23 protein-coding genes and 1 tRNA gene are annotated in these 21523 nt (G+C 66.7%); 8 read left to right on the top strand and 16 right to left on the bottom strand.

Annotated features, from left to right (window positions below; all coding sequences use genetic code 11):
• Window positions 1-64: 64 nt before the first annotated feature.
• Complete coding sequence (locus GEU84_RS06530; RefSeq protein WP_152824753.1) at window positions 65-1951, bottom strand: cation:proton antiporter domain-containing protein; 1887 nt, start codon at window positions 1949-1951, stop codon at window positions 65-67.
• A 42-nt stretch (window positions 1952-1993) separates the two neighbouring features.
• Window positions 1994-2449, bottom strand: a complete 456-nt coding sequence (locus GEU84_RS06525) for an Lrp/AsnC family transcriptional regulator (protein ID WP_152824755.1) — start codon at window positions 2447-2449, stop codon at window positions 1994-1996.
• Window positions 2450-2583: 134 nt separating this feature from the next.
• On the opposite strand from GEU84_RS06525, the gene hppD reads away from it, so the two are divergent.
• The gene (hppD, locus tag GEU84_RS06520; protein ID WP_152825129.1) at window positions 2584-3678 is read left to right on the top strand and encodes a 4-hydroxyphenylpyruvate dioxygenase; all 1095 of its coding nucleotides are present in this window, start codon (window positions 2584-2586) and stop codon (window positions 3676-3678) included.
• A gap of 88 nt (window positions 3679-3766) precedes the next feature.
• On the opposite strand, the gene GEU84_RS06515 is transcribed toward hppD, so the two are convergent.
• Window positions 3767-6928: a translation initiation factor 2 gene (locus GEU84_RS06515; protein ID WP_152824757.1), complete on the bottom strand. Its 3162-nt coding sequence runs from the start codon at window positions 6926-6928 to the stop codon at window positions 3767-3769.
• Window positions 6929-7089: 161 nt separating this feature from the next.
• Here GEU84_RS06515 and GEU84_RS06510 point away from each other — a divergent pair, with 161 nt between their 5' ends.
• Window positions 7090-7788 (top strand): SIMPL domain-containing protein, encoded by a 699-nt coding sequence (locus tag GEU84_RS06510; RefSeq protein WP_152824759.1) that lies wholly within the window; start codon window positions 7090-7092, stop codon window positions 7786-7788.
• A gap of 66 nt (window positions 7789-7854) precedes the next feature.
• Here GEU84_RS06510 and GEU84_RS06505 read toward each other — a convergent pair whose 3' ends face one another.
• Together GEU84_RS06505 and GEU84_RS06500 are read right to left on the bottom strand one after the other, a co-directional pair.
• Window positions 7855-9147, bottom strand: a complete 1293-nt coding sequence (locus GEU84_RS06505; RefSeq protein ID WP_152824761.1) for an O-acetylhomoserine aminocarboxypropyltransferase/cysteine synthase family protein — start codon at window positions 9145-9147, stop codon at window positions 7855-7857.
• Window positions 9148-9306: 159 nt separating this feature from the next.
• Window positions 9307-9759 carry an Lrp/AsnC family transcriptional regulator gene (locus GEU84_RS06500; RefSeq protein ID WP_152824762.1) on the bottom strand — a complete coding sequence of 151 codons (453 nt, stop codon included), beginning with the start codon at window positions 9757-9759 and terminating at the stop codon, window positions 9307-9309.
• Window positions 9760-9831: 72 nt separating this feature from the next.
• On the opposite strand from GEU84_RS06500, the gene GEU84_RS06495 reads away from it, so the two are divergent.
• On the top strand, window positions 9832-10425 hold the full coding sequence (locus GEU84_RS06495; RefSeq protein WP_152824764.1) for a LysE family translocator: 594 nt from the start codon (window positions 9832-9834) through the stop codon (window positions 10423-10425).
• 4 nt (window positions 10426-10429) lie between these two features.
• Here GEU84_RS06495 and GEU84_RS06490 read toward each other — a convergent pair whose 3' ends face one another.
• A complete protein-coding gene (locus tag GEU84_RS06490; protein WP_152824766.1) occupies window positions 10430-11431 on the bottom strand; it encodes a hypothetical protein in 1002 nt (333 codons plus the stop codon).
• 76 nt (window positions 11432-11507) lie between these two features.
• Between GEU84_RS06490 and GEU84_RS06485 the strand changes: the two genes are divergently transcribed.
• Window positions 11508-11930 carry a hypothetical protein gene (locus tag GEU84_RS06485; RefSeq protein WP_241427602.1) on the top strand — a complete coding sequence of 141 codons (423 nt, stop codon included), beginning with the start codon at window positions 11508-11510 and terminating at the stop codon, window positions 11928-11930.
• Window positions 11931-12191: 261 nt separating this feature from the next.
• On the opposite strand, the gene GEU84_RS06480 is transcribed toward GEU84_RS06485, so the two are convergent.
• From GEU84_RS06480 to GEU84_RS06470, 3 genes are all read right to left on the bottom strand, one after another.
• Window positions 12192-12986, bottom strand: a complete 795-nt coding sequence (locus tag GEU84_RS06480) for a dimethylarginine dimethylaminohydrolase family protein (protein WP_152824768.1) — start codon at window positions 12984-12986, stop codon at window positions 12192-12194.
• Window positions 12983-13387: a hypothetical protein gene (locus tag GEU84_RS06475; RefSeq protein WP_152824770.1), complete on the bottom strand. Its 405-nt coding sequence runs from the start codon at window positions 13385-13387 to the stop codon at window positions 12983-12985. The genes GEU84_RS06480 and GEU84_RS06475 overlap by 4 nt, the downstream gene beginning before the upstream one ends.
• Before the next feature lie 135 nt (window positions 13388-13522).
• A tRNA-Tyr gene (locus GEU84_RS06470) sits at window positions 13523-13606 on the bottom strand.
• A gap of 184 nt (window positions 13607-13790) precedes the next feature.
• On the opposite strand from GEU84_RS06470, the gene rlmB reads away from it, so the two are divergent.
• Window positions 13791-14579, top strand: a complete 789-nt coding sequence (gene rlmB, locus GEU84_RS06465; RefSeq protein ID WP_152824772.1) for a 23S rRNA (guanosine(2251)-2'-O)-methyltransferase RlmB — start codon at window positions 13791-13793, stop codon at window positions 14577-14579.
• A 288-nt stretch (window positions 14580-14867) separates the two neighbouring features.
• A complete protein-coding gene (locus GEU84_RS06460; RefSeq protein WP_152824774.1) occupies window positions 14868-15293 on the top strand; it encodes a CoA-binding protein in 426 nt (141 codons plus the stop codon).
• A 77-nt stretch (window positions 15294-15370) separates the two neighbouring features.
• Here the strand turns inward: GEU84_RS06460 and GEU84_RS06455 are convergent, their stop codons facing one another.
• From GEU84_RS06455 to hisA, 4 genes are all read right to left on the bottom strand, one after another.
• Window positions 15371-15661 (bottom strand): DUF6958 family protein, encoded by a 291-nt coding sequence (locus GEU84_RS06455; RefSeq protein WP_152824776.1) that lies wholly within the window; start codon window positions 15659-15661, stop codon window positions 15371-15373.
• A 25-nt stretch (window positions 15662-15686) separates the two neighbouring features.
• Complete coding sequence (locus GEU84_RS06450; protein ID WP_338144766.1) at window positions 15687-16004, bottom strand: phosphoribosyl-ATP diphosphatase; 318 nt, start codon at window positions 16002-16004, stop codon at window positions 15687-15689.
• Complete coding sequence (hisF, locus tag GEU84_RS06445; RefSeq protein WP_152824778.1) at window positions 16001-16759, bottom strand: imidazole glycerol phosphate synthase subunit HisF; 759 nt, start codon at window positions 16757-16759, stop codon at window positions 16001-16003. The genes GEU84_RS06450 and hisF overlap by 4 nt, the downstream gene beginning before the upstream one ends.
• Before the next feature lie 101 nt (window positions 16760-16860).
• Window positions 16861-17580, bottom strand: a complete 720-nt coding sequence (hisA, locus tag GEU84_RS06440) for a 1-(5-phosphoribosyl)-5-[(5-phosphoribosylamino)methylideneamino]imidazole-4-carboxamide isomerase (RefSeq protein ID WP_152824780.1) — start codon at window positions 17578-17580, stop codon at window positions 16861-16863.
• A gap of 159 nt (window positions 17581-17739) precedes the next feature.
• On the opposite strand from hisA, the gene GEU84_RS06435 reads away from it, so the two are divergent.
• On the top strand, window positions 17740-18123 hold the full coding sequence (locus tag GEU84_RS06435; RefSeq protein WP_152824782.1) for a DUF2147 domain-containing protein: 384 nt from the start codon (window positions 17740-17742) through the stop codon (window positions 18121-18123).
• A gap of 7 nt (window positions 18124-18130) precedes the next feature.
• Here GEU84_RS06435 and GEU84_RS06430 read toward each other — a convergent pair whose 3' ends face one another.
• Window positions 18131-18745 (bottom strand): TetR/AcrR family transcriptional regulator, encoded by a 615-nt coding sequence (locus tag GEU84_RS06430; protein ID WP_152824784.1) that lies wholly within the window; start codon window positions 18743-18745, stop codon window positions 18131-18133.
• Between the two features lie 79 nt (window positions 18746-18824).
• Here GEU84_RS06430 and GEU84_RS06425 point away from each other — a divergent pair, with 79 nt between their 5' ends.
• The gene (locus tag GEU84_RS06425; RefSeq protein WP_152824787.1) at window positions 18825-19940 is read left to right on the top strand and encodes an aldo/keto reductase; all 1116 of its coding nucleotides are present in this window, start codon (window positions 18825-18827) and stop codon (window positions 19938-19940) included.
• A gap of 4 nt (window positions 19941-19944) precedes the next feature.
• On the opposite strand, the gene GEU84_RS06420 is transcribed toward GEU84_RS06425, so the two are convergent.
• The gene (locus GEU84_RS06420; protein ID WP_174539360.1) at window positions 19945-20856 is read right to left on the bottom strand and encodes a glutaminase; all 912 of its coding nucleotides are present in this window, start codon (window positions 20854-20856) and stop codon (window positions 19945-19947) included.
• Window positions 20857-21498: an imidazole glycerol phosphate synthase subunit HisH gene (hisH, locus tag GEU84_RS06415; protein WP_152824789.1), complete on the bottom strand. Its 642-nt coding sequence runs from the start codon at window positions 21496-21498 to the stop codon at window positions 20857-20859.
• Between the last annotated feature and the right edge of the window lie 25 nt (window positions 21499-21523).

Raw genomic sequence — 21523 nt, 5'->3', positions numbered from 1 at the left:
TTTCACACCCCCGGACCCCCGTGGGATATTTGGAGACAGAAAATGAACGCAAGGAGGGGGCCGCTCATTCCGCCGCCTCTACCTTGGGCCGAACCTCGTCAAGTTCCTGGATCAGCGCGGTTTCAAGATCGCGGTCCAGCTGTTTGGCGCGGGCGATATAGGCCTCGTTCTTCAACGTGGGCAGGCCCGGCACCCACAACTCGGCCAGATCGCGCAGCGCCGAACGGTCGACCTTGAAATAGGTGCGTGACAGTTGGGCGGCCTCGTATTCGGTGAAGCCGATGTTTTCCAGCACATAGCGCCCGGCGCGGACAGAACTGTCAAAGGTTTCGCGCACGATGTCATTGGCACCCGCCTGATACAGCTCGTAGGTATGCACCCGGTCGCGGGCGCGGGCGACGATATGCAGGTCGGGGCGGGACTTGCGGGCAAAGGTCACGATCTTGATCGCGCTTTCGGGGTTGTCCACCGCCACGACCAGAACCGAGGCCTCGGCCAGGCCCGCAGCCTCCAGCAGTTCGGGGCGGGTCGGGTCGCCAAAGAATCCCTTAACGCCAAAGCGGCGCATGGTTTCGATGATCTTCATGTCGGCATCCAGCACCACGGTGCTGATCCCGCTCATCCGCACCAGACGGTTGACCACCTGACCGAACCGCCCGATGCCCGCGATGATGACGCGGCCCTTTTCGTCGATCTCGTCGGCGGGTTGGTCGGGGGTGCTGGCAGCCATGCGGCGGGCCAGCGCGTCATAGCCGATGAACAGGGCGGGGGTCAGCAGCATCGAAAGGCTGATGACCAGCAGCGTGACCTGCGCGATAGGTGTAGGCAGGATGGTCTGCTGCACGGCAAAGCTGACGATCAGAAAGCCGAACTCGCCCGCCTGCGCCAGCCCCAGGGTGAACAGCCAGCGGTCATGGCCCCGCAGGCGAAAGATCAGCGTCAGGGCGAACAGCACGGCGGCCTTCAGGGCAATCAGGCCCAGCGTCAGGCCAAGGATCAGCAGCGGGTTGGCGGCCAGAATGGCAAAGTTGATGCCCACCCCCACGGTCATGAAGAACAGGCCCATCAAGATGCCCTTGAAGGGTTTGATGTCCGCCTCCAACTGGTGCCGGAACTCCGAGTTGGCCAGCACCACACCGGCCAGAAAGGTGCCAAGCGCGGGCGACAGGCCCACCAGCATCATCAGGAATGCGATGCCGATGACCATCAACAGCGAGATGAAGGTGGACATTTCTGGCAAGCGCGAGGCATGCACGAAACGGAACACCGGGCGCGACAGGAAATGCCCGCCCAGGATGATGGCGGCCACGATGGCCAGTGTCACCAGTGTCACAGCCCAGCCGGGCAGAGATGCCACTAGCCCCAGCAGGGGTTCGGCGGCCCCGGCCGGCGCGTGGCTGTCAGATGTGCCAAGCGCGAAGGTTGTCGGCGTGCCGCCCGTCACCACCAGCAAGGGGATGATGGCCAGCATCGGCACCACGGCGATATCCTGCGTCAGCAGCACCGAAAAGGTCGATCGCCCGCCCGCCGTGCGCATCAGGTTCTTTTCCGACAGGGTTTGCAGCACGATGGCGGTGGATGACAGCGACAAGAGCATGCCCACCGTCAGCCCGATCTGCCATGCGATGCCCAGCCAGACCAGCACCCCGGCGATGGCCAAAGTGGTGCCCACCACCTGCAACCCGCCCAGGCCGATCAGCTTGTGCCGCATGTCCCACAGCGCGCGGGGGTCCAGTTCCAGCCCGATCAGAAACAGCATCAGCACCACGCCGAATTCGGCAAAATGTTGCAGGTCTTCGGTCTCGGTCCCCGCCAGACCCAGCAGCGGCCCCATGACGATGCCCGCCGCCAGATAGCCCAGCACCGAACCCAGCCCCAGCCGCACCGACAGCGGCACGATCAGCACGGCGGCCCCCAGATAGATCGTGGCTTGCAGCAGGAAGTTTTCCATGGCGGGGCTCTCCGTTGGGGGCGGGCGGACAGGGTGGCGGCTTCAGGTGGGCAGGGCGGTATCGGGTTTGAACTGGTCCATCACGATCTGGCTTTGCACGCGGGCCACGGCGGGGTGGGGCAGCAGCACCTGATGGATCAGCCGGTTCAGCGCCGCCAGATCGGCGCAATAGACGCGCAGAAGGTAATCCGCCTCGCCGGTCAGTGTCCATGCCGAGATGACCTCGGGCCGGGTGCCGACCAGGGTGGCAAAGCCCTTGACCACATCCGGGGCATGCGTTGCCATCTGCACCTGCACGAAGGCCTGCACATGCAGCCCCACCCGCGCCGGATCAAGCCGGGCGGTATAGCCGGTGATGAAACCCTCGGCCTCCAGCCGCTGCCGGCGACGGCCCGCCTGACTGGGCGACAGGTGCAGCATGTCGCCCAGATCCTGCGCCGTCAGATGGGCGTTCTTTTGCAGGGCGGTCAGCAGGCGGGAATCAATCTCGTCAATCATTGCGGAAAACTCGCGCTGTTCGCGGCAAGTCTGCGGGAATGCCGCAGATATGGCAATGTGCGGGGGCCAGAATGCGCAAAAAACCCGCATGGCCTGGCCTATTCTTGCAATTGTCACGCATGAAGGAGATCGCCATGGGCCCGTTCCCGCATTCCGCGCCGCAAGCCGTCATTTCCGCCGCCAATCCCGCCGGGACCGATGGCTTTGAATTTGTCGAATTCGCCCACCCCGAGCCGGAAAAGCTGCGCGAACTCTTCACGCGGATGGGCTACGCGCTGACCGCGCGGCACAAGACCAAAGCGGTGGAACTGTGGCAGCAGGGCGACATCACCTATATCCTGAATGACGAGCCCGGCAGCCATGCCCGCCGGTTTGTCGATGAACACGGCCCCTGCGCGCCGTCGATGGGCTGGCGCGTGGTTGATGCGCAGCATGCCTTTGCGCATGCGGTGGCGAACGGGGCCGAGCCCTACATGGGCCGCGACAAGACGCTGGACCTGCCTGCAATCGTGGGTATCGGCGGGTCGTTGATCTATTTCACCGACCGCTATGGCAGCACGAACCCCTATGACGCGGAATACGACTGGCTGGCGGCGGCGAAGCCCGCCGGGGTGGGGTTCTATTACCTCGACCACCTGACCCACAATGTCCACAAGGGCAACATGGACACGTGGTTCGACTTCTATGGCCGCATCTTCGGCTTCAAGCAGATCCGGTTCTTCGACATCGAGGGCAAGTTCACCGGGCTGTTTTCCCGCGCATTGACCAGCCCCTGCCAGCGCATCCGCATCCCGATCAACGAGGATCGCGGCGAGACCGGGCAGATCGTGGAATATCTGAAACGCTACAAGGGCGAGGGTATTCAACATATCGCGGTGGGGGCGGCAGACATCTACAGCGCCACCGACGAGATCGCCGCGCGCGGGCTGACGTTCATGCCGAAACCGCCGATGGCCTATTACGAGCTGTCGAAAACCCGCGTGGCGGGCCATAACGAACCCATCGACCAGATGGCGAAACACGGCATCCTGATTGACGGCGAGGGTGTGGTGGATGGCGGCGAGACGCGCATCCTGTTGCAGATATTCTCGAAAACCGTGATCGGGCCGATCTTCTTCGAATTCATCCAGCGCAAGGGCGACGACGGGTTTGGCGAGGGCAATTTCCGCGCATTGTTCGAAAGCATCGAACAGGACCAGATCGACCGGGGTGTGCTGAAGGCGAGTTGAGGCCTGATCCCTACCCGGGTCAGGGGCCGGAACGAAAGGGGCGGCGCAACATCTGCGCCGCCCCTTTCTCATCGCCATCAGGCCCTGTTCAGCCCTGCGGCATGGCCAGCGTGATCATCCGGCTGCCCTTTTGATAGCGCAATTCGCTGGCGGTGATGGCCGCCACCGTGCCACCGTCCACCCGGTCGCCCACGGCGACCTTGCGGTAGCGGCCATTGGCCTGCCGCACCAGCGCCGAGCGTTTCGATGACGTGCCATAGACGCCGATCAGGTTGATCTTTGACAGGTTGATGGCATTGGTGAACGTCGCCTGTTTCGCCACAGAGGCGCGGGTGGGAATGCGCGGGGCGGCACTGGCCACCACTTCGGGCTCATCATCCGCCTCGGGTTCCGATCGCGCTGCGGGCTGTTCTTCGGGCTGGGCGGCGGGCGGATCGGGCTGGCGCACGGCGGCGGCCACGGCAGCCTCGACCGAACGCGAGAAATCCTGGGGCCGGGTCTGCGGTTTGCGCGAGACGGTCAGCGCCAGCGGGCTTTGCGGCACGACAGCCGGGGCGCTGGCCGCAGCCAGCACCAGCGAGGCCGCTGCCGTCGCCTCGCGCGCCGCCTCGGCCTGTGCGAAAACCGAGGCCGGACGCACCAGCGGGCGGCGGCTGGTCACGCGTGTGCCATCGGCATCGGCCAGCGCCGCGTCATCTTCGGCCTGCGCGGGCGGGGGCACCAGACCCTCGGGGCGGCTGCGCGGGCGCGCACCGGCCAGCGCCGGATCGGGCGCGGCGTTGGCGGTGTCCGCGGGGGCGGCATCGGGTGCCTGCGCCGCTGTGGCAGCCGGTTCCGCTGCGGCGGGTGGCACGGCAGCGGCAGCGGCAGCGGCTGGGCGCGCAGGCGGCACCAGCGCCGGGCGGCCTGCAACCAGCGTATAGCCTTCGGGCGTCACGATGCCTTCGGGTGTCGGCAGGATGCGGCCCGCGCTGTCAAACTGATAGGTGGTGCCGAAGGGTGGCGGCGGCAGTTGGGCTGCGGGCAGGGCATCTGTCGCGCTGCGCGGCTGCGGCAGGGCCACGGCATCCAGCTGTTCCAGCGGACTGTCCATCGTGGCCAGAAAAATCTCGTCCTGAGCCTCGGACAGCGGGCGCACGCTGGGGCTTTCGGTTGCGGAGACCGGCAGGTCCGGTGCGGGCAGGTCCGGTGCGGGCAGATCAGGCGCGGGCAGGGACGGGGGCGCCGCCACTTCTGCCACCACTGCCGCGGCGTCTGCGGGCACCGTCGCGCCGGGCAGGGCCGCCGCGGCAGCTTCAGGCGCAACCGCATTCGCGGGCAGATCGCTGGCAGAGGTTTCCGCTGCTGTGTCTGCGCCGGGCGCAACCACCTCTGGCGCATCCGCTACGACAGGAACATCAGCCGCCACTGGCACATCAGCCGCCGGAAGCTCTGCCGCCTCTTCGGCTGAAAAATCTGCCGGATCCTGAAGGTCTGCCAGCATCTCATCCTCGATGCCCGGCAGGGGCAGGGCATCGGGGGCGGTGATCGCCGCAACATCGCCGCCGTCATCGGGCACAGCGGCGGTATCCGGCAGGGTCAGCGCAGCCGCCTCGACCTCGGCGGTGTCGGACCGGCTGGCGATGTAGAACGACGACCAGGCCGCCACCAGCGCCAGAAACAGCAGCAGCGCCCCTGTCAGGATCAGGCCCAGATAGCGCGGCTTGCCCCGCTGCGGCAATTGCCGCGCACCAAAGCCGCCCATGGTGCTGGCACCGCTGGCGGGTGGCTGCGCCCCGGCGGGCGTGGCCGAAGGCTTGGCAATCGGCTTGACCGGCTTGCGCCCGCGTCCGCCGGGAATGCTGGGGGCTGTCACCGCCGCGCCGCTGGCCTGCGGGCGCGGCACCGCAGCCGCGGTGGGCCGGCTGGCTGCAGGGGCCGCACGGGCAGCCGGGGCCGCCACGGGTGACGCGAGTTTCGGCGGTTTGGGGGCGGTAAAGGTCGTGGCGGCCACAGTCAGAGGCGGCGGAGCGGCATCGGCTGCGGCCCGGCGGCTGGCGAACGATGGTGCTGCGGGCTCTTCCGCCGCCACATCGGCCACGTCGATGAAGGGCGCGTCGGGCACATCGGTTGCGCGGGCGGGTTGCACAGGTTCCAGCGGATCGGCCAGCACGCTGGCAGGGGCGGGCCGCGCCGGAGCTGCCGGCTCGGCGCGCGCGTCACGCGCGGCCCTGGCCGCAGCCGCCTGGGGCGACGATGCCTGGGGTCTGGTCGTTGCGGGGGCGACGGGAACCGCAGGCTCTGGCACAACCGCAGGCTCTGGCACAACCGCAGGTTCTGGCACAACCGCAGGTTCTGGCACAACCGCAGATTCTGGCACGACCGCAGGCTCTGGCACGACCGCAGGCTCTGGCACAGGTCTTGCCGGGGGGGCGGGTTCTGGCGCAGGCTCTGGCACGGCGATGGTCACGGGTTCGGCCGCTGCCGCCGCAGGTGGAACAGGCGCGGCCACCACCGGTGCCTCATCAGCCGCGGCGCGGGGCGCAGGCATGTCAGGCTTGGGCATGGGCGGGGTTTCCGCCTGCACCACCGCAGGCGCGGCAACCGGATCGGCCTCGGCTACGGGCTCCGGCGTCCGGGCCAACGGCGCTGCCATGGCCGGGGCGTCCGGTTCCACCATTGCCGCAGGTGCAGCAACCGGTGCGGGGTCTGCCTTGGGCATTTCCCGTGCGACGATGATGATGGGCTGGGCGTCACGCTCCACCTTGTCGCCCTCGGGCAGCAGGGTAGGCGCCATCGTGGTGGGGCCGAACCACGGCTCCTTGCCGAACACGCCGGGCGGCGGGATCGCCACAAAGGACAAGGGGTTGAAACGATGCTCGGCGGCAAAGCCCTCGGCCACCTCCAGCGTTTCGCGCGCCACGACGGCCACCTGCACGGTGGGGCCGCTGCCTGCCCAGTCAAACACCAGATCGGCCACGTCATAGGGGGTGCGGCCCTGCAAGGCCGCCCTGATCTGTTTGCGCCGCTGCGCGGCATCGGGGCCGGGCGCGTCCAGTTCCATGTAAAGGATCTGGGAATTGGGGATCACCAGCTTTGTGGTGATGCCCCGGGGCGACAGGCCGGTGGCCGAGCCGCGCAGGTATCCCAGCGCCTCGGTCAGGTCGGGGTTGTCGAACCGGGTCTGACCGATTTCCAGCCAGCCCCGCGCGGTGCGGTGCAACAGGCCGATCTCGTCATCCGACAGGGTGAGGGCAAAACTGGGTTTCATTCCACGGGTCTAGCATGGTTTGCGGGGTGTCGGGGAGTCTGCCGCCGCGACCCTTGATCCTTTACAGCAGGTTTTTGCCGAATGAAAGAAAAAGCCCCAAGGATCGCCTTGCGGCCCGCGTCAGAGAGAGGAAATGTCGCTTAAATCCAAGGAGGATCCCCATGCGCATTCTGACCGCTCTCGCCCTGGCCACCGCCATCGCCCTGCCCTTCGCCGCAATGGCGCAAGAGGTGCAAAGCCCCCGCATCACCGTGACCGGCGAAGGCCGGGTCGATGCACGGCCCGACATGGCCACCATCACCCTTGGCGTGATGACCGAAGCGGCCACCGCAGCCGAGGCGATGGCCGCCAATTCCGCCGAACTGGCCAAGGTGCTGGAGCGTCTGCGCGCGGCGGGCATCGCCGATCGTGATCTGCAAACCACCGGGCTGTCGCTGAATGCCAACTGGCAATCGACCAGAGACAACGCCCCTCCCGTGATCACCGGCTATATCGCGCAGAACATGCTGACGGTGCGGGTGCGGGCGCTGGATACTTTGGGCGGCGTGCTGGATGCGGCGGTGCAGGACGGGGCCAATACGCTGAACGGCGTGGGGTTCGGCCTGACCGACCCCGATCCGGCGATGGACGAGGCGCGCAAGCGCGCGGTGGCCGATGCCGTGGCCAAGGCCACGCTGCTGACCGGCGCTGCGGGCGTGGGGCTGGGCCCGATCATCGAGATCACCGAAGGCGGCGGCTATGCCCCGCCGATGCCCCAGTTCCGCATGGAGGCGGGAATGGCCGCCGATGCCGTGCCGGTGGCCGAGGGTGAAGTGACGATGACCGCGCAGGTGACGGTGATCTTCGCGCTGGAGCAATAAGCGCGTCTTGCGCATCGCAGAATGGGGCTGGTGCTTGCGCCAGCCCCATTTCCATTCGCGCAGCCCTCAGGCGGTGGCCTTGGCCAAAGCCTGATCCAGATCGGCGATCAGGTCATCGGCATCCTCGATGCCGATCGACAGGCGCACCACATTCGGCGCGGCCCCGGCCCCGGCCAGCTTTTCCGGCGGCAGTTGCCGGTGCGTGGTCGAGGCGGGATGGATGATCAGGCTGCGCGTGTCGCCCAGATTGGCCACATGGCTGAACAATTCCAACCCGTCGACCAGTTTCACGCAGGCGTCATAGCCGCCCTTCACCGCAAAGGTGAACAGCGCCCCGGCACCCTTGGGGCAGATGCGCGCCATCCGGTCATGCCAGGGCGATGACGCAAGGCCCGCATAGGTCACAAAATCCACCCGGGGATCAGCCTCCAGCCAGGCGGCGACCTTTTTGGCATTTGCAACATGACGTTCCATGCGCAGGCTCAGCGTCTCGATCCCCATCAGCGTGTAATGCGCGCCCTGCGGGTTCATCGTCATGCCAAGATCGCGCAGCCCCACGGCGATGGAGTGGAAGGTGAACGCCATGCCCCCCAAGGCGGCATGGAAGTTCAGCCCGTGATAGGCGGGTTCGGGTGCGGCCAGGCTGGGGAACTTTCCGCTCGCCGACCAGTCGAATTTGCCTGAGTCCACCACGATGCCGCCTGTCACCGTGCCATTGCCGGTCAGGTATTTCGTGGCCGAATGCACGACCAGCGTGGCTCCGTGCTCGATGGGCCGCGTGAGGTAGGGCGTCGCGGTGGTGTTGTCCACGATCAGCGGCAGGCCCACCTTGTCGGCCACCGCCGCGACGGCATCCAGATCGGTGATATAGCCGCCCGGGTTGGCGATGCTTTCGACGAAGATCGCGCGGGTGTTGTCATCCACCGCCGCCTCAAGCGCCGCCAGATCGTCGGTATCGACAAACTTTGCCGACCAGCCGAATTTGCGGATCGTGTTGGAAAACTGCTGGATCGTGCCGCCGTAAAGCCGGGTGGATGCCACCACATTGCAGCCCGGCCCCATCAGCGGAAACAGCGCCATGATCTGTGCGGCATGGCCGGACGAACAGCATATGGCGCCCGCCCCGCCCTCCAGCGCCGCCACGCGTTCGGCAAGCGCCGATACCGTGGGGTTGGTCAGGCGCGAATAGATATAGCCCACCTCCTGCAGGTTGAAGAGTTTGGCCGCGTGATCGGCATCGCGGAACACATAGGCCGTGGTCTGGTAGATCGGCACCTGCCGCGCGCCGGTCGCCGGATCGGGCTTTGCCCCGGCGTGGATTTGCAGCGTATCGAAGCCAAGCTTGCGCGGTGCGGTCATCTGGGTCTCCCTCCCGTGGATCAGATCGGCGGCAGGTTAGGGGAAGCGATGCCACCGCACAACCGGCTTGCAGGGGGCGGAAAACGGGTGGAATCTTGCGGAAAAGGAAAAAAACCTGCGGAAAATCGGGTGAATGAAGCGCAAAGCCTGAAGCGGCGTTCAGGCGCGTTCATCCTTGGGGGAACCCATCACCACATAGGTGGTCAGCGCGTTCACCTGCGGCAGCACGCCCAGAACCTCGGTGTGGAAATGCTTGTAGGCGGCCAGATCGGCGGCCTCTACCCGCAGCAAATATTCCACGGTGCCGGTGATGTTGTGGCATTCGCGCACCTCGGGCGCGCGGGCCATGGCACGCTCGAACGCCTCTTGCGCGGCCTTGGTATGCACCGACAGGCCCACGGTGATATAGGCCAGAAAGCCCGCACCCATCTTGCCCGCATCCAGCACCGCGCGGTAGCCCTTGATCACGCCGCTGCGCTCCAGCTCCTGCACCCGGCGCAGGCAGGCCGAGGGTGACAGGCCGATACGGTCGGCCAGATCAAGATTGCTGATCCGGCCGTTGCGCGTCAGTTCGCGCAATATCTTTTGGTCTATCTCATCCAGTTTCGCCATTTATTGCGAAGAATGCGTTCTTGGCAGCAAAATTGCAATCAAATGCCGCGTGATCCGGATGATCCTTGCGCCATGACATATGATCTTTTCACAGCGCTGGTCGCTTTCGCCTTTGTCACCTCGGTCACGCCGGGGCCCAACAACCTGATGCTGATGGCGTCAGGCGCGAATTTCGGCTGGTCGCGCACCGTGCCGCATATGCTGGGCATCGGCATCGGCTTTGTCGCCATGGCCTTTCTGGTGGGGTTGGGGCTGGCGGGCGTGGTGCTGGCGCTGCCTGCGGCGGAATGGGCGCTGAAGCTGGCCTCGGTGGCCTATATGCTGTGGCTGGCTTGGAAGATCGCCAATGCCGCCCCGCCGAAAGAGGGCCAGGCCAAGGGCCGCCCCATGACATTCCTGCAGGCGGCGGCGTTTCAATGGGTGAACCCGAAGGCCTGGGCCATGGCGCTGACCGCGACCGCCGTTTATGCCCCCGACCGCAGCCTTGCCAGCCTTGCGCTGGTGGCGGGCGTGTTCGGCGCGGTGAATCTGCCCTCGGTCAGTGTCTGGACGCTGATCGGCCAGCAGTTGCGCCGCGTGCTGACCAACCCCGCGCGGCTGCGGGCGTTCAACTGGACCATGGCCGCATTGCTGGTCGCGTCGCTTTATCCAGTGCTGCGGATGTAATCGCTCAACGCACCCACAGGCCCTCGCGCTTGATGGTGTTGCGGATGATCTGTTCGCGCCGGGGCAGGGCCGCGCGATCAAACAGCGCCCGCACTGCGGCACCCTTGCCCTGATAAAGCATTTTCTTGAAGGGCTGATACTCCTTCAGCACCTTTTTCACCGGGTTCTGCGCGGCCACCTGTTCCAGCACCGCCACCACCCGGTCGGCTTCGCGGGCGTAAAGCAGCGGCAGGGTGCGCCAGTGGCAGGTCACATCACCGTCCAGCCCCGACAGCCCCGGCCCGGGCCGCCCGCCGCCCAAGGCATGCACCACCAGCGGCAAAGCCACCTGATCCAGCCAGGGGTCAAGCGACTGGCAGACCAGTTCTGGCGGCGGGTCATCGCGGATCGCGGTGGCATAATCCAGAAACCGCTGGCCAAAGGCCTGCGGGCTGTCATGCAGAAACCAGCCCGCGTTGAAGTAGAGATAGCGTTGCCAGTAATTGTCAGGCTGCGACAGATCGAGGCTGCTGGCGAAATCCAGCCCGAACTTGGTGTAGAGAGAGGACCAGATATCCGCCATCGTCGGGCCATAAAGATCGGGCTGCGGCCAGGTGCCCTCGCGCCGCATCGAGGCCGAGGGGCGGGTGAAATCAATCGCCAGCGTATCGAGCGGCCCGCAGACCAGCGTGTCGGTATCCAGAAACAGGAAGGGCGCATCAGGCAGGGCCGCCAGCGCCTCGATCTTGTTGCCATAGGGATAGCTTTGGCCGAACACCCGGTTCTCGAACGGCAGGAATACCGCGCCCAGGCTTTGCAGCAGGCCCCGCGTGGCCGGATCGGTGACGCGCGGGTCATCGGGCCAAAGGGGCCCTTGCTGCGGTTCGGCCAGATAAAGCTGGCCCGCAAAGCCGGGGTTCGTGGCGCGCAGCGAGGCGGCCAGCAGCACTGCCTCGTATTGCAAACGGCCACCCTGCACCACGGCAAGGATATTGAAGGATTGCCGGGCGGGGGGGGCTTTGGGCATACTGAACCTGCGCTGACGGGTGAAGGGCAGTCTATCCGGCTTCGCGCGCGGTGAAAAAGCGAAAAGGGGCAACAGGATGCGGTGGTTCGGCGGTGTTGCGGCGGTGCTGCTGGGCCTTGCGGCCGGTGGGCCGGGTCTGGCGCAGAATTTCACCACGGCGGCCGAGGTGAAGCCGATTCTGGCGGCCACAAAGGGCAGTTGGGTGGCTATCCGGGAATATGAGGGCAATGACCTTTTGTATTTTACCCATCTGGAAAGCTGGCGCTGCGGCCTGTCGGAGATCCGGTTTTCGGTGAATTCGGGCGCAGCGGCAAAGGTCTGGGAAACCGAACCGTGCCACGAGGGCACGGCCCAGCCCAATGCGATGACGCTGGAGGGGCATCTGCCCTATGTCGTGCTGCCCCTGGGCATGGTGCAGAGCGTGTCGGTGGTGGTGGTGTTCGACGACGGCACCGAGGACCGCGCCGATCTGGAGCGTGCGGCGGTGCTGATCCCCTGAGGCGGAGGAGCCGTTCCCGCGGCAATCGAGGCCCCGGGAACGGCCTTGCCAGGGGATGCGGGAACCGGCGGCGCGGTGGTCTGGGGCGATGGGGGGCCGGGATGGTGGAGGCCTCCGGCGGGGATATTTGGGCCAGCAAGAAAGGGTGTGCGGTTTTTGGGGGGCCGGATTGTCGAGGCCCAAGGCGGGGATGCTTTGCCAGGATGAAGGCGCGGATGGCGTATAGCCGCGGATGTCGCGCCGTGGCAGGTCAGTGCCGCGTCACGGGTGAGGGGTGAAACGCAGGCTGAGGCAGGACATGCCGCCATCAAGTTTGGCGCATTCGCTGTTGCCGATGAGGCGCAGGTTGTAACCCGCGCGGTCCAGAGTTTCGGCGGTGCGGAGGAAACCGGCGGGGGCCAGCACCAGATCATTGAAGCGGATGGAATTGGCTGCGGCCTCTTCGCCCTCGCCTGTGTGGATGACTCGGTAGCCGTCGAAACAGCCTGACGCGGCAAGCCGCGGGGTGGCGAGGATGGTCTCGGCATCCAGCAGCGAGCAGTCGGTCTTGAAATGCAGCACGCCGGGCGGGGTTTCCACCTCGCGCACCTTGTGGCCCCAGGGTGTCACCAGCCGGATCAGTTCGGCGATGCCCGCCGCATCGGTGCGGGCCGAGCGGCCCACCAGAATCTCACGCTCCGTCACCAGGATGTCGCCGCCCTCGATGAAGCCGGGGCCGGTGATGCTGACGACCTGGCCGTAAAGCGCCGCCAGATGCGGGGCCATTTCCGCCGCTTCGCCCAGACGCGAGGGCGCGCCGGGGCGCATGACCACCGCGCCTTCGGGCAGGCAGAGTGCGGTATCCTCGACAAAGACCGAATCCGGGTAGGGTTCCAGCGCGTCAAGTTCCACGATTGTGGCGCCAGTGGCGCGCAGGGCGGCGGTGTAGTCGGCGTGGTGCGCCAGCATCAGCGCCAGATCGGGCGCGCCGGTATCGACCGCGCGCAGGCCTGCCGTGATGCTGGCGGCGGGGCGGCGGGTGATGGCATGGCTGAAGCGGAAGGAACGGTCGGTCATGGGGCCTCGGGGTCTGTGGGCCGGTCCGGTGCGGCGCTCCAGCGGTATAGTGCTGCGCGGGCTTCGGCAAGGCTGGCGTAGAGGGCCGAGACTGGCCAGCGGGGATCGGTCTCGCGCTGCCAGGTCAGGTGCACGATGGCGCAGCGCCCGTCGCGGCGGATGTAAAGCACGTCATCGCTGCCATCGGCGCGCCCCAGGGCATGCCAGCCCCAGCCCCGGCCCAGCATGTGCCCCTGCGGCGGCAGGCCGTCTTTCAGCGCCCCGGCCAGCAGCGCGCCTGACGTGGCATCGACCTGCCACCATCCGGGGGGCGGGTGGGCTGCAAAGGCCTGCCGTTGGTGACGGAGCCAGGTGGGCTCGAACAGGCGGGCGAAGAAGGCAAGGAGCGGGGATTGTGGCATGGCGGCAGCATGGCGGGGGCGGCGTGCGGGCGCAAGCGGTGCGGGATTTTGCGTGATGGGCTGATGCGCAGCGTTGCACGCCATCTGCCACAGGTTTGGCCGCAAAGCCCTGAAAAACCGGTCTTTTGTTTGAGTTGGTGGGCGATCCTGGAATCGAACCAGGCACGAGTCGCCTCGGCGGAGTTACAGTCCGCTGCCGCACCTTGCAGCACATCGCCCACTGAGGGGCGTGATTAGCGAAGGGGTGGGGGGGCGTCAAGGCGGAAAGTGAAGGGGGCAACGTTGGGTGGGTTCACAGGCAGCCTGCACGGGGCGGGGCCGTTTTCGCTTGCACGCACCGGCCCTGCGCCGCATTGTCTCTGCCGCGCAGCCGGGGCTGTGGCGGCTGGCAGCGGGGCAAAGCATGACGACGGGATCGCAGAAACCTTCCTGGGTGATCGACAAGGAACGCGCCCGTCGCACGGCGGAAAAGGAAACCGTCTGGCTGTTCGGCCTGCATGCGGTGCGCGACGCGCTGGTGAACCCGGCGCGGGAAAAGCTGCGGCTGGTGCTGACCAAGAACGCCTTCGACAAGCTGGAAGAGGCGGTGGCTGAGGCGGGGATGGAGCCGGAGATTGTCGATCCGCGCCGGTTTGACGTGCCGATCGACGAGGGGTCGGTGCATCAGGGGGCGGCACTGGAGGTGCGGCCGCTGAACTGGGGGCGGCTGGAGGATATCTGCGTGTCGGGCACCGGTGCGCCGCTGGTGGTTCTGCTGGACCGGGTGACAGACCCGCATAACGTGGGCGCGGTGCTGCGGTCGGCCGAGGTGTTCGGCGCGCGGGCGGTGATCGCACCCCAGCGCCATTCGGCCCCCGAAACCGGCGCTTTGGCCAAGACGGCCAGCGGCGCGCTGGAACGTCAGCCCTATTTGCGCGTCGTCAATCTGGCCGATGCGATGGAAAGCCTGAAATCCATGGGTTATGTGCTGCTGGGGCTGGACGGCGAGGCGACGGAAACGCTGGCCGAGGCGGTTGCTGCGGCGGGCACGCGGCCCATCGGGCTGGTGCTGGGGGCCGAGGGGCCGGGCCTGCGCGACAAGACCCGTGACACCTGCGACAAGCTGGTGCGGGTGCCTGCGGCGGGGGATTTCGGTTCGCTGAATGTATCGAACGCGGCGGCTGTGGCGCTTTATGCGGTGAGCCAGAGGTAGTCGCATATATTGCGCATGTCGCGCATGGCGGCAGGGCGCTTCAGGCCAACCAGACGCCGATGCATGGGGTTCACAGTTGCGCGACCGGGCCTTTTTTCCGGCGGGCCTGTTGCTATTTTGTAACCAGAGCGGGGTCGGAACCCCCGTTCGAACTTCACTGTCCCTCGTTCCGCCACTGCGCCCGTCCCCTTTGGCACGGGCGCTTTTTTTATGGCCCAAGCCGGGGTATCTGTGGTGTCTGACGCTGGCAAAGCCCGGCTGCACCCGATGCCCCAAGGAGAAGAACCGATGAACCCGTCAGATGATCAACTGCGCGACATTCTGACCACGACCCGGGTGATCGCCCTTGTCGGCTGGTCACCGAATGCCGACCGTCCCAGCCACCGGGTTGCGGCATGGCTGGCGGGGCGGGGCTACCGGGTGATTCCGGTCAACCCCGGGCAGGCGGGCGGCACGGCGCTGGGCGAGGTGATCTATCCCGATCTGGCGTCGATCCCCGCCGATGTGCCGGTGGATATGGTCGATATCTTCCGGCGGTCTGATGCGGTGGGGCCGGTAGTGGATGAGGCTTTGGCGCATCTGCCGGGGCTGCGCACGGTCTGGATGCAGCTGGGGGTGGAGAATGCGGCGGCAGCGGCGCTGGCCGAGGCGCAGGGTGTAAGGGTCGTGCAGAACCGCTGCCCGGCCATCGAAATTCCGCGTTTGGGGCTGTAGGCCCAAAAAATCTTCGAAGATTTTTGCAAAAAGTTCTCGAGAACGTTCGGGTGCAGTGCGGGCGACCGGCGGGGGTCTCAGCCCGCCCGCCATAGCCGCACCGGGGGCTTTGCGGCGCGATGCAGCACGCCCTTGGCCTCCAGATCCAGTTGCACGGCTTTCACCCACCATCCGGCCTTTTCCCCGCCCGGGAACAGCGCGGGCGGCAGGTGGGGGGCAACGGCGGCAATGATCTGGGCCGGGGTCAGGCCAGGCGGGGCATCGGGCACCACGGCCAGCACCGCCGCGCGCATGGCGGTGAATTTCCCGGCATCGACATTGTAGGTCTTGCCGGGTTGCAGCGCATTCTCGACGGCGATTTTCGGCATGGCACGCTCCGGGTTTTTCCTCAGCCTAGCCGCGCGCGGCCTTTTCGGCCAGCCCGGATACACCCTCGCGCCGGTCAAGCTCGGCCAGCACCTCGGCCAGCGTCACATCGCGGGCTGCCAGCATGACCAGCAGGTGATAAAGCACATCCGCCGCCTCGGCTGTCAGCCGTTCACGGTCGCCCTTCACCGCCTCGATGATCGCCTCGATGGCTTCCTCGCCGAATTTCTCGGCGCATTTTTCCGGGCCCTTGGCCAGCAGTTTCGCGGTCCAGGAACTGTCAGGATCCGCCCCCTTGCGGGCCGCGATAGTGGCGGCGAGGCGTTCCAGCGCAGAGCCGTTCACAGCCGCACCGGGATGCCGGCGGCGGCCATGTGGGCCTTGGCCTGCGCAATGGTGAATTCACCGAAGTGGAAGATCGAGGCGGCCAGCACGGCGGAAGCGCCGCCCAAAGTCACACCCTCCACCAGATGATCCAGCGTGCCGACCCCGCCCGAGGCGATGACGGGGACGCTGACCGCATCCGAAATGGCGCGGGTCAGGGCCAGGTTGAAGCCTGCACGGGTGCCGTCGCGGTCCATTGAGGTGAGCAGGATTTCCCCCGCCCCTTTCGCCGCTACCGTGCGCGCAAATTCCACCGCGTCGATGCCGGTGGGTTTGCGCCCGCCATGGGTGAAAATCTCCCACCGCCCCGGGGCCACGGTTTTCGCATCAATCGCCACCACGATGCACTGGCTGCCGAAACGGTCAGCGGCATCGCGCACCACATCGGGATCGGCCACGGCGGCAGAGTTGAACGACACCTTGTCGGCCCCCGCCAGCAGCAGCGCGCGCACATCGTGGTGCGTGCGCACCCCGCCGCCCACCGTCAGCGGCATGAAGCATTGTTCCGCCGTGCGCGTGACCAGATCGAACATCGTGCCGCGGTTTTCATGGGTGGCGTGGATGTCGAGGAAACACAGCTCGTCCGCCCCGGCCGCATCATAGGCGCGTGCGGCCTCCACCGGGTCGCCCGCATCACGCAGGTTGGTGAAGTTGACGCCCTTGACCACACGGCCATCGGCCACGTCAAGGCAGGGAATGATGCGGGTTTTCAGCATGGGCAGACCTTAGCGCGGCAGGGCGGGGCGGGGAAGGGGGCTGTCTGCCCCCTCGCCCTTCGGGCTCACCCCCGAGGATATTTCTGTCTGGAAAGAGCGGGTCAGCGGGCCAGCGCCGCCAGCGCCGCCGCCAGATCAATCGCCCCATCATACAGGGCGCGGCCCGAGATGGCACCGGCGATCACCCCCGTGTCGCGCAGGGCGATCAGGTCGGCCAGCGATGCCACACCGCCCGAGGCGATGACGGGGATGCTGACGGCGCGGGCCAGCGCCTCGGTGGCCGCGATGTTGGGCCCCTGCATCGCGCCGTCGCGGTCGATGTCGGTGTAGATGATGGCGGCCACCCCGGCGTCCTCGAAACTGCGGGCCAGATCCGTGGCCTGCACGCCGGTCTCATGCGCCCAGCCCTTGGTGGCGACGACGCCCTTGCGGGCGTCGATGCCCACGGCGACCCGGCCGGGAAAGGCGCGTGCCGCCTCGCGCACCAGTGCGGGGTTTTCCACCGCCACAGTGCCCAGGATCACCCGCGCCAGACCCTTGGCCAGCCAGCCCTCGATCGTCGCCATGTCGCGGATGCCGCCGCCAAGCTGGCAGGGCACCTTCACCCGCGCCAATATCGCCTCGACCGCCGCGCCGTTCACCGGCTGGCCCGCGAAGGCGCCGTTCAGATCGACCAGATGCAGCCACGCGCAGCCTGCACCGGCAAAGGCCGCCGCCTGCGCTGCCGGATCATCGCCGAACACGGTGGCGGCCGTCATCTCGCCGCGCAGCAGGCGCACGCACTGGCCGTCTTTCAGATCAATGGCGGGATAGAGGATCATGGCAGGCTCCGGCTGATTGCCGCGCCCATTTCGCATGGCGGGGGCCGATTGCCAAGGTCTGCGCCGCAGACCTGCCCGGATCGCGCGACCCCACGTCACGCTTGCCGGAATCGGCCACGGTCGCGGATAGTCAAATCAACCTTCAGGGAGGAGGATCACATGAAATTCATCGCACTCGCCGCCGCAATCGTGTTCGCAGCCGGGGCCGCCCTTGCCGACCCGGTCGAAGGGGTCTGGCAGACCCAGGTGGATGACGGGGCCTATGCCCATGTCACCATCGCGCCCTGTGGCGGGGCCTTCTGTGGCGTCATCTCGCGCACGTTCAAGGACGGGGCCGAATACGCGTCGGAAAACATCGGCAAGCAACTGGTCATCGACATGGTGCTGCAAAGCGACGGCACCTATGAGGGCAAGGTCTGGCGCCCGGCCAACAACAAGATCTATGTCGGTGGCATCGAATTGAACGGCAATTCGATGAAACTGGCGGGTTGCGTGGCGGGCGGGCTGATCTGCAAGAAGCAGACGTGGAGCCGGGTGAACTGATACAGGTCTATCCGGGTTCCCGCGACGGCCAGCACAGCATCGCCACGTCTATTACCCGCAGCAACCTGTCGCGCGGCGCGCCGTCGCGCGCCAGCGTTGACAGGCCCTGAAGGAGGGCCATCACATATGCCGCCAGCGCATCGGCATCGGTGCCGGGGGGCAGGACGCCAGCGGCGATGTCCTTGCTGATCCGGCCGCGCAATGCGTCCACGATCCGGCCGCGTATTGCGGCCAGTTCCGCCTGCACATCTGCCGCCCCCGCCGAACAGCTGATGGCGGCCGTGGCCAGCAGACAGCCGGGCGGCGTATCGGCGCCGGTATTGCCGATGGCCCCCGCCTGCAACAGCCCCAGGGCCGCTGCCCTTGCGCTGGGGGCATTGTCGATGATGCCCTCTGTCGTGACGGGGCCTGACAGATACAGATCCACCGCCGCCAGAAACAACCGCTTCTTGTCACCATAGGCCGCATACAGGCTGGGTGGTGTGATGCCCATCGCCGCCGTCAGATCCGCCAGCGATGTGGCCTCATACCCATGCCGCCAGAACAGCAGCATGGCGCTGTGAAGCGCCGCCTCGCGGTCAAACGACAGCGGGCGGCCGGTCTTGCGGCGGGCATGTTCCATAGCGATCAATATGAAACAGCTTGCGGGGCGGTGCAAGACCTGTCATGCGTTTCATATCAACCACTATGAAAGACAGATCATGCCCCTGACCGATTACCGCACGCTGGGCCGTTCCGGCCTTGTCGTCAGCCCGATGGCGCTGGGCACCATGACCTTCGGCACCGCGCGCTGGGGCATGGCCGAGCCCGAATCCCGCGCCGTGTTCGACGCCTATACCGAGGCGGGCGGCAATTTCGTGGACACAGCCGATGTCTATTCCGCCGGACGCAGCGAGGAAATGCTGGGCGATTTCATCGCCGAACGCGGTCTGCGCGACCAGATCGTGCTGGCCACCAAGTCGGGGTTCGCGGCGGGGCAGGGGGTGCATCAGGGCGGCAGCGGGGCAAAACACCTGCTGGCGTCGCTGGAACGTTCGCTGCGGCGGCTGCGCACCGACTACGTCGATCTTTACTGGCTGCATATCTGGGATGGCGTCACCCCTGCCGAGGAACTGCTTGAAACCATGGCGGGAATGGTGCGGGCTGGCAAAATCCGCTACTGGGGCCTTTCCAACTCTCCGGCCTGGTTCGTGGCGCAGCTTGCCACGCTGGCGCAGGTGCGCGGCCTGCCGGGGCCGGTGGCGCTGCAATATTTCTATGCGCTGGTGAACCGCGACGTGGAGGATGAGCATGTGCCACTGGCCCGCACCTTTGGCATGGGCCTGATGCCGTGGAGCCCGCTGGCCTATGGCCTGCTGGCCGGGAAATACGACCGCGCGACGGTCGAGGCGGCAGCCCCGCGCCAAGGCGGAGTGCCGCGTGATGCGGCGGTCGCAGGCGAGGTGCGGCCCGAGGATGACAAGCGGCTGGACGGGGCCAACCCCTTTGGCGACTCGCTGTTTACCGAAAAGAACTGGCGCATCGTCGATGTGTTGCGGCAGGTGGCGGCGGATGCAGGGCAAAGCCCGGCACGGGTGGCGCTGGCCTGGGTGGCGGGGCGGCCCGGGGTGGCATCGGTGTTGATGGGCGTCAGCCGCGCGGCGCAGGTGGGCGACAATGCCGCGGCTTTGGGCGTGGTGCTGACAGACGCGCAGCGCGCGGCACTGGATGCGGTCAGCGCGCCGGACAGCCCGCGCATGCTGTATGGCCTGTTCACCCCGGCCGTGCGTAGCCAGGTGGTGTTCGGTGGTGCGCAGGTGTCGGGCTGGCCGGGCTGAACACTCAGCCGAACACCGACCAGCCGGTAGCCCGGGCCAGACGCTCCATCGCAAGGCTGCCCAGATGCGAGTTTCCCCGGTCGTTCAGGCCGGGGGACCAGACGGCGATGCTGGCCCGCCCCGGCGCCACCGCCAGAATGCCGCCGCCCACGCCCGACTTGCCCGGCAGGCCCACGCGATAGGCGAAATCGCCCGAGGCGTCGTAATGCCCGCAGGTCATCATCAGCGCGTTGATCCGCCGCACGCGGGACGGTGACACCAGATGCGGCATGCCGGGGGCCGCCATCAGGAACCGCCCCGCACGGGCCAGTTGTGTGCAAGTCATGTCCACCGCGCATTGGTGGAAATAGGTGCCCAGCGTTTTTTCCGGCGGATTCAGCAGGTTGCCATGCGCCCGCAGAAAATGTGCCAGCGCCATGTTGCGATGCCCGGTTTCGGTTTCGGACCGTGCGACACGCTGGTTGATGTGGATGTCGTCATCCCCTGCGGCGGTGCGGATGAAGGTCAAAAGCTCGCCCAGCACCTCGCGCGGGGCATGGCCCGCAAGGATCGCATCGGTGACGACTATGGCCCCAGCGTTGATGAAGGGGTTGCGTGGGATGCCCTTTTCATACTCCAGTTGCAGGATCGAGTTGAAGGCATGGCCCGAAGGCTCGCGCCCCACCCGCGCCCAAAGCTGGTCGCCAAGACGCCCCAGCGCAATCGCCAGTGTGAACACCTTGGAAATCGACTGGATGGAAAACGGCACGGTGGCATCGCCCGCCGTCAGCATCCGCCCATCGGCCAAGGCCACGGCGATGCCGAAACGGGCGGGGTCAACCTGCGCCAGTTCGGGGATATAATCAGCCACCCGGCCCCGGTCGGGGGCAGCGGCCATGTCGGCCCCGATCCCTTGCAGGATGGCGGCCAGATCCACTCAGGGGGTCCAGCGCAGGAAATTGCCAATCAGGCGCAGCCCGGTGGCTTGTGACTTTTCCGGGTGGAACTGGGTTCCCACCATCGTGTCGCGCCCGATGATCGCGGTGATGGCCGTGCCATAATCGGCATGGGCCAGCCGTTCGGCCGGGTTGGCCACGCGGAAATGATAGGAATGCACGAAATAGGCATGGTCGCCCGTGGCAATGCCCGCCAGCACCGCATGCGGATGGTCGATCACCAGATCGTTCCAGCCCATATGCGGCACTTTCAGCGCCGGGTCATCGGGGGTGATCTTCACCACCTCGCCGCCGATCCAGTCGAAACCCCGGGTGTCGGTGTATTCGCGGCCCCAGCTTGCCATCATCTGCATGCCGACGCAGATGCCAAGGAAGGGGCGCGCGCGCGTCGTCACCGCCTCTTCGATCGCCTCGAACAGCCCGCCATAGGCCCCCAACGCCTGACGGCAGGCCGGAAAGGCCCCGTCGCCCGGCAGCACGATCCGGTCGGCGCGGGCCACATCCTCGGGCCTGTCAGACACCAGAACGTCGCCCGCGCCCACCTCGGCCGCCATGCGCTGAAAGGCCTTTTCGGCGGAATGCAGGTTGCCGCTGTCGTAATCGACCAGAACCGTCAGGCCCATGCGTCACCAGTGCGGGTGCCCAAGG

This window comes from Fertoeibacter niger, assembly GCF_009380135.2.
Classification (GTDB): Bacteria; Pseudomonadota; Alphaproteobacteria; order Rhodobacterales; family Rhodobacteraceae; genus Fertoeibacter; species Fertoeibacter niger.
This window is presented reverse-complemented; position numbering and strand designations above follow the sequence as displayed.

What these genes read in the sequence shown, in the direction of transcription:
- GEU84_RS06530 (WP_152824753.1), bottom strand. Translation starts at nt 1,951, where the DNA reads ATGGAAAACTTCCTGCTGCAAGCCACGATCTATCTGGGGGCCGCCGTG.
- GEU84_RS06525 (WP_152824755.1), bottom strand. Translation starts at nt 2,449, where the DNA reads ATGATTGACGAGATTGATTCCCGCCTGCTGACCGCCCTGCAAAAGAAC.
- hppD (WP_152825129.1), top strand. Translation starts at nt 2,584, where the DNA reads ATGGGCCCGTTCCCGCATTCCGCGCCGCAAGCCGTCATTTCCGCCGCC.
- GEU84_RS06515 (WP_152824757.1), bottom strand. Translation starts at nt 6,928, where the DNA reads ATGAAACCCAGTTTTGCCCTCACCCTGTCGGATGACGAGATCGGCCTG.
- GEU84_RS06510 (WP_152824759.1), top strand. Translation starts at nt 7,090, where the DNA reads ATGCGCATTCTGACCGCTCTCGCCCTGGCCACCGCCATCGCCCTGCCC.
- GEU84_RS06505 (WP_152824761.1), bottom strand. Translation starts at nt 9,147, where the DNA reads ATGACCGCACCGCGCAAGCTTGGCTTCGATACGCTGCAAATCCACGCC.
- GEU84_RS06500 (WP_152824762.1), bottom strand. Translation starts at nt 9,759, where the DNA reads ATGGCGAAACTGGATGAGATAGACCAAAAGATATTGCGCGAACTGACG.
- GEU84_RS06495 (WP_152824764.1), top strand. Translation starts at nt 9,832, where the DNA reads ATGACATATGATCTTTTCACAGCGCTGGTCGCTTTCGCCTTTGTCACC.
- GEU84_RS06490 (WP_152824766.1), bottom strand. Translation starts at nt 11,431, where the DNA reads ATGCCCAAAGCCCCCCCCGCCCGGCAATCCTTCAATATCCTTGCCGTG.
- GEU84_RS06485 (WP_241427602.1), top strand. Translation starts at nt 11,508, where the DNA reads ATGCGGTGGTTCGGCGGTGTTGCGGCGGTGCTGCTGGGCCTTGCGGCC.
- GEU84_RS06480 (WP_152824768.1), bottom strand. Translation starts at nt 12,986, where the DNA reads ATGACCGACCGTTCCTTCCGCTTCAGCCATGCCATCACCCGCCGCCCC.
- GEU84_RS06475 (WP_152824770.1), bottom strand. Translation starts at nt 13,387, where the DNA reads ATGCCACAATCCCCGCTCCTTGCCTTCTTCGCCCGCCTGTTCGAGCCC.
- rlmB (WP_152824772.1), top strand. Translation starts at nt 13,791, where the DNA reads ATGACGACGGGATCGCAGAAACCTTCCTGGGTGATCGACAAGGAACGC.
- GEU84_RS06460 (WP_152824774.1), top strand. Translation starts at nt 14,868, where the DNA reads ATGAACCCGTCAGATGATCAACTGCGCGACATTCTGACCACGACCCGG.
- GEU84_RS06455 (WP_152824776.1), bottom strand. Translation starts at nt 15,661, where the DNA reads ATGCCGAAAATCGCCGTCGAGAATGCGCTGCAACCCGGCAAGACCTAC.
- hisF (WP_152824778.1), bottom strand. Translation starts at nt 16,759, where the DNA reads ATGCTGAAAACCCGCATCATTCCCTGCCTTGACGTGGCCGATGGCCGT.
- hisA (WP_152824780.1), bottom strand. Translation starts at nt 17,580, where the DNA reads ATGATCCTCTATCCCGCCATTGATCTGAAAGACGGCCAGTGCGTGCGC.
- GEU84_RS06435 (WP_152824782.1), top strand. Translation starts at nt 17,740, where the DNA reads ATGAAATTCATCGCACTCGCCGCCGCAATCGTGTTCGCAGCCGGGGCC.
- GEU84_RS06430 (WP_152824784.1), bottom strand. Translation starts at nt 18,745, where the DNA reads ATGGAACATGCCCGCCGCAAGACCGGCCGCCCGCTGTCGTTTGACCGC.
- GEU84_RS06425 (WP_152824787.1), top strand. Translation starts at nt 18,825, where the DNA reads ATGCCCCTGACCGATTACCGCACGCTGGGCCGTTCCGGCCTTGTCGTC.
- hisH (WP_152824789.1), bottom strand. Translation starts at nt 21,498, where the DNA reads ATGGGCCTGACGGTTCTGGTCGATTACGACAGCGGCAACCTGCATTCC.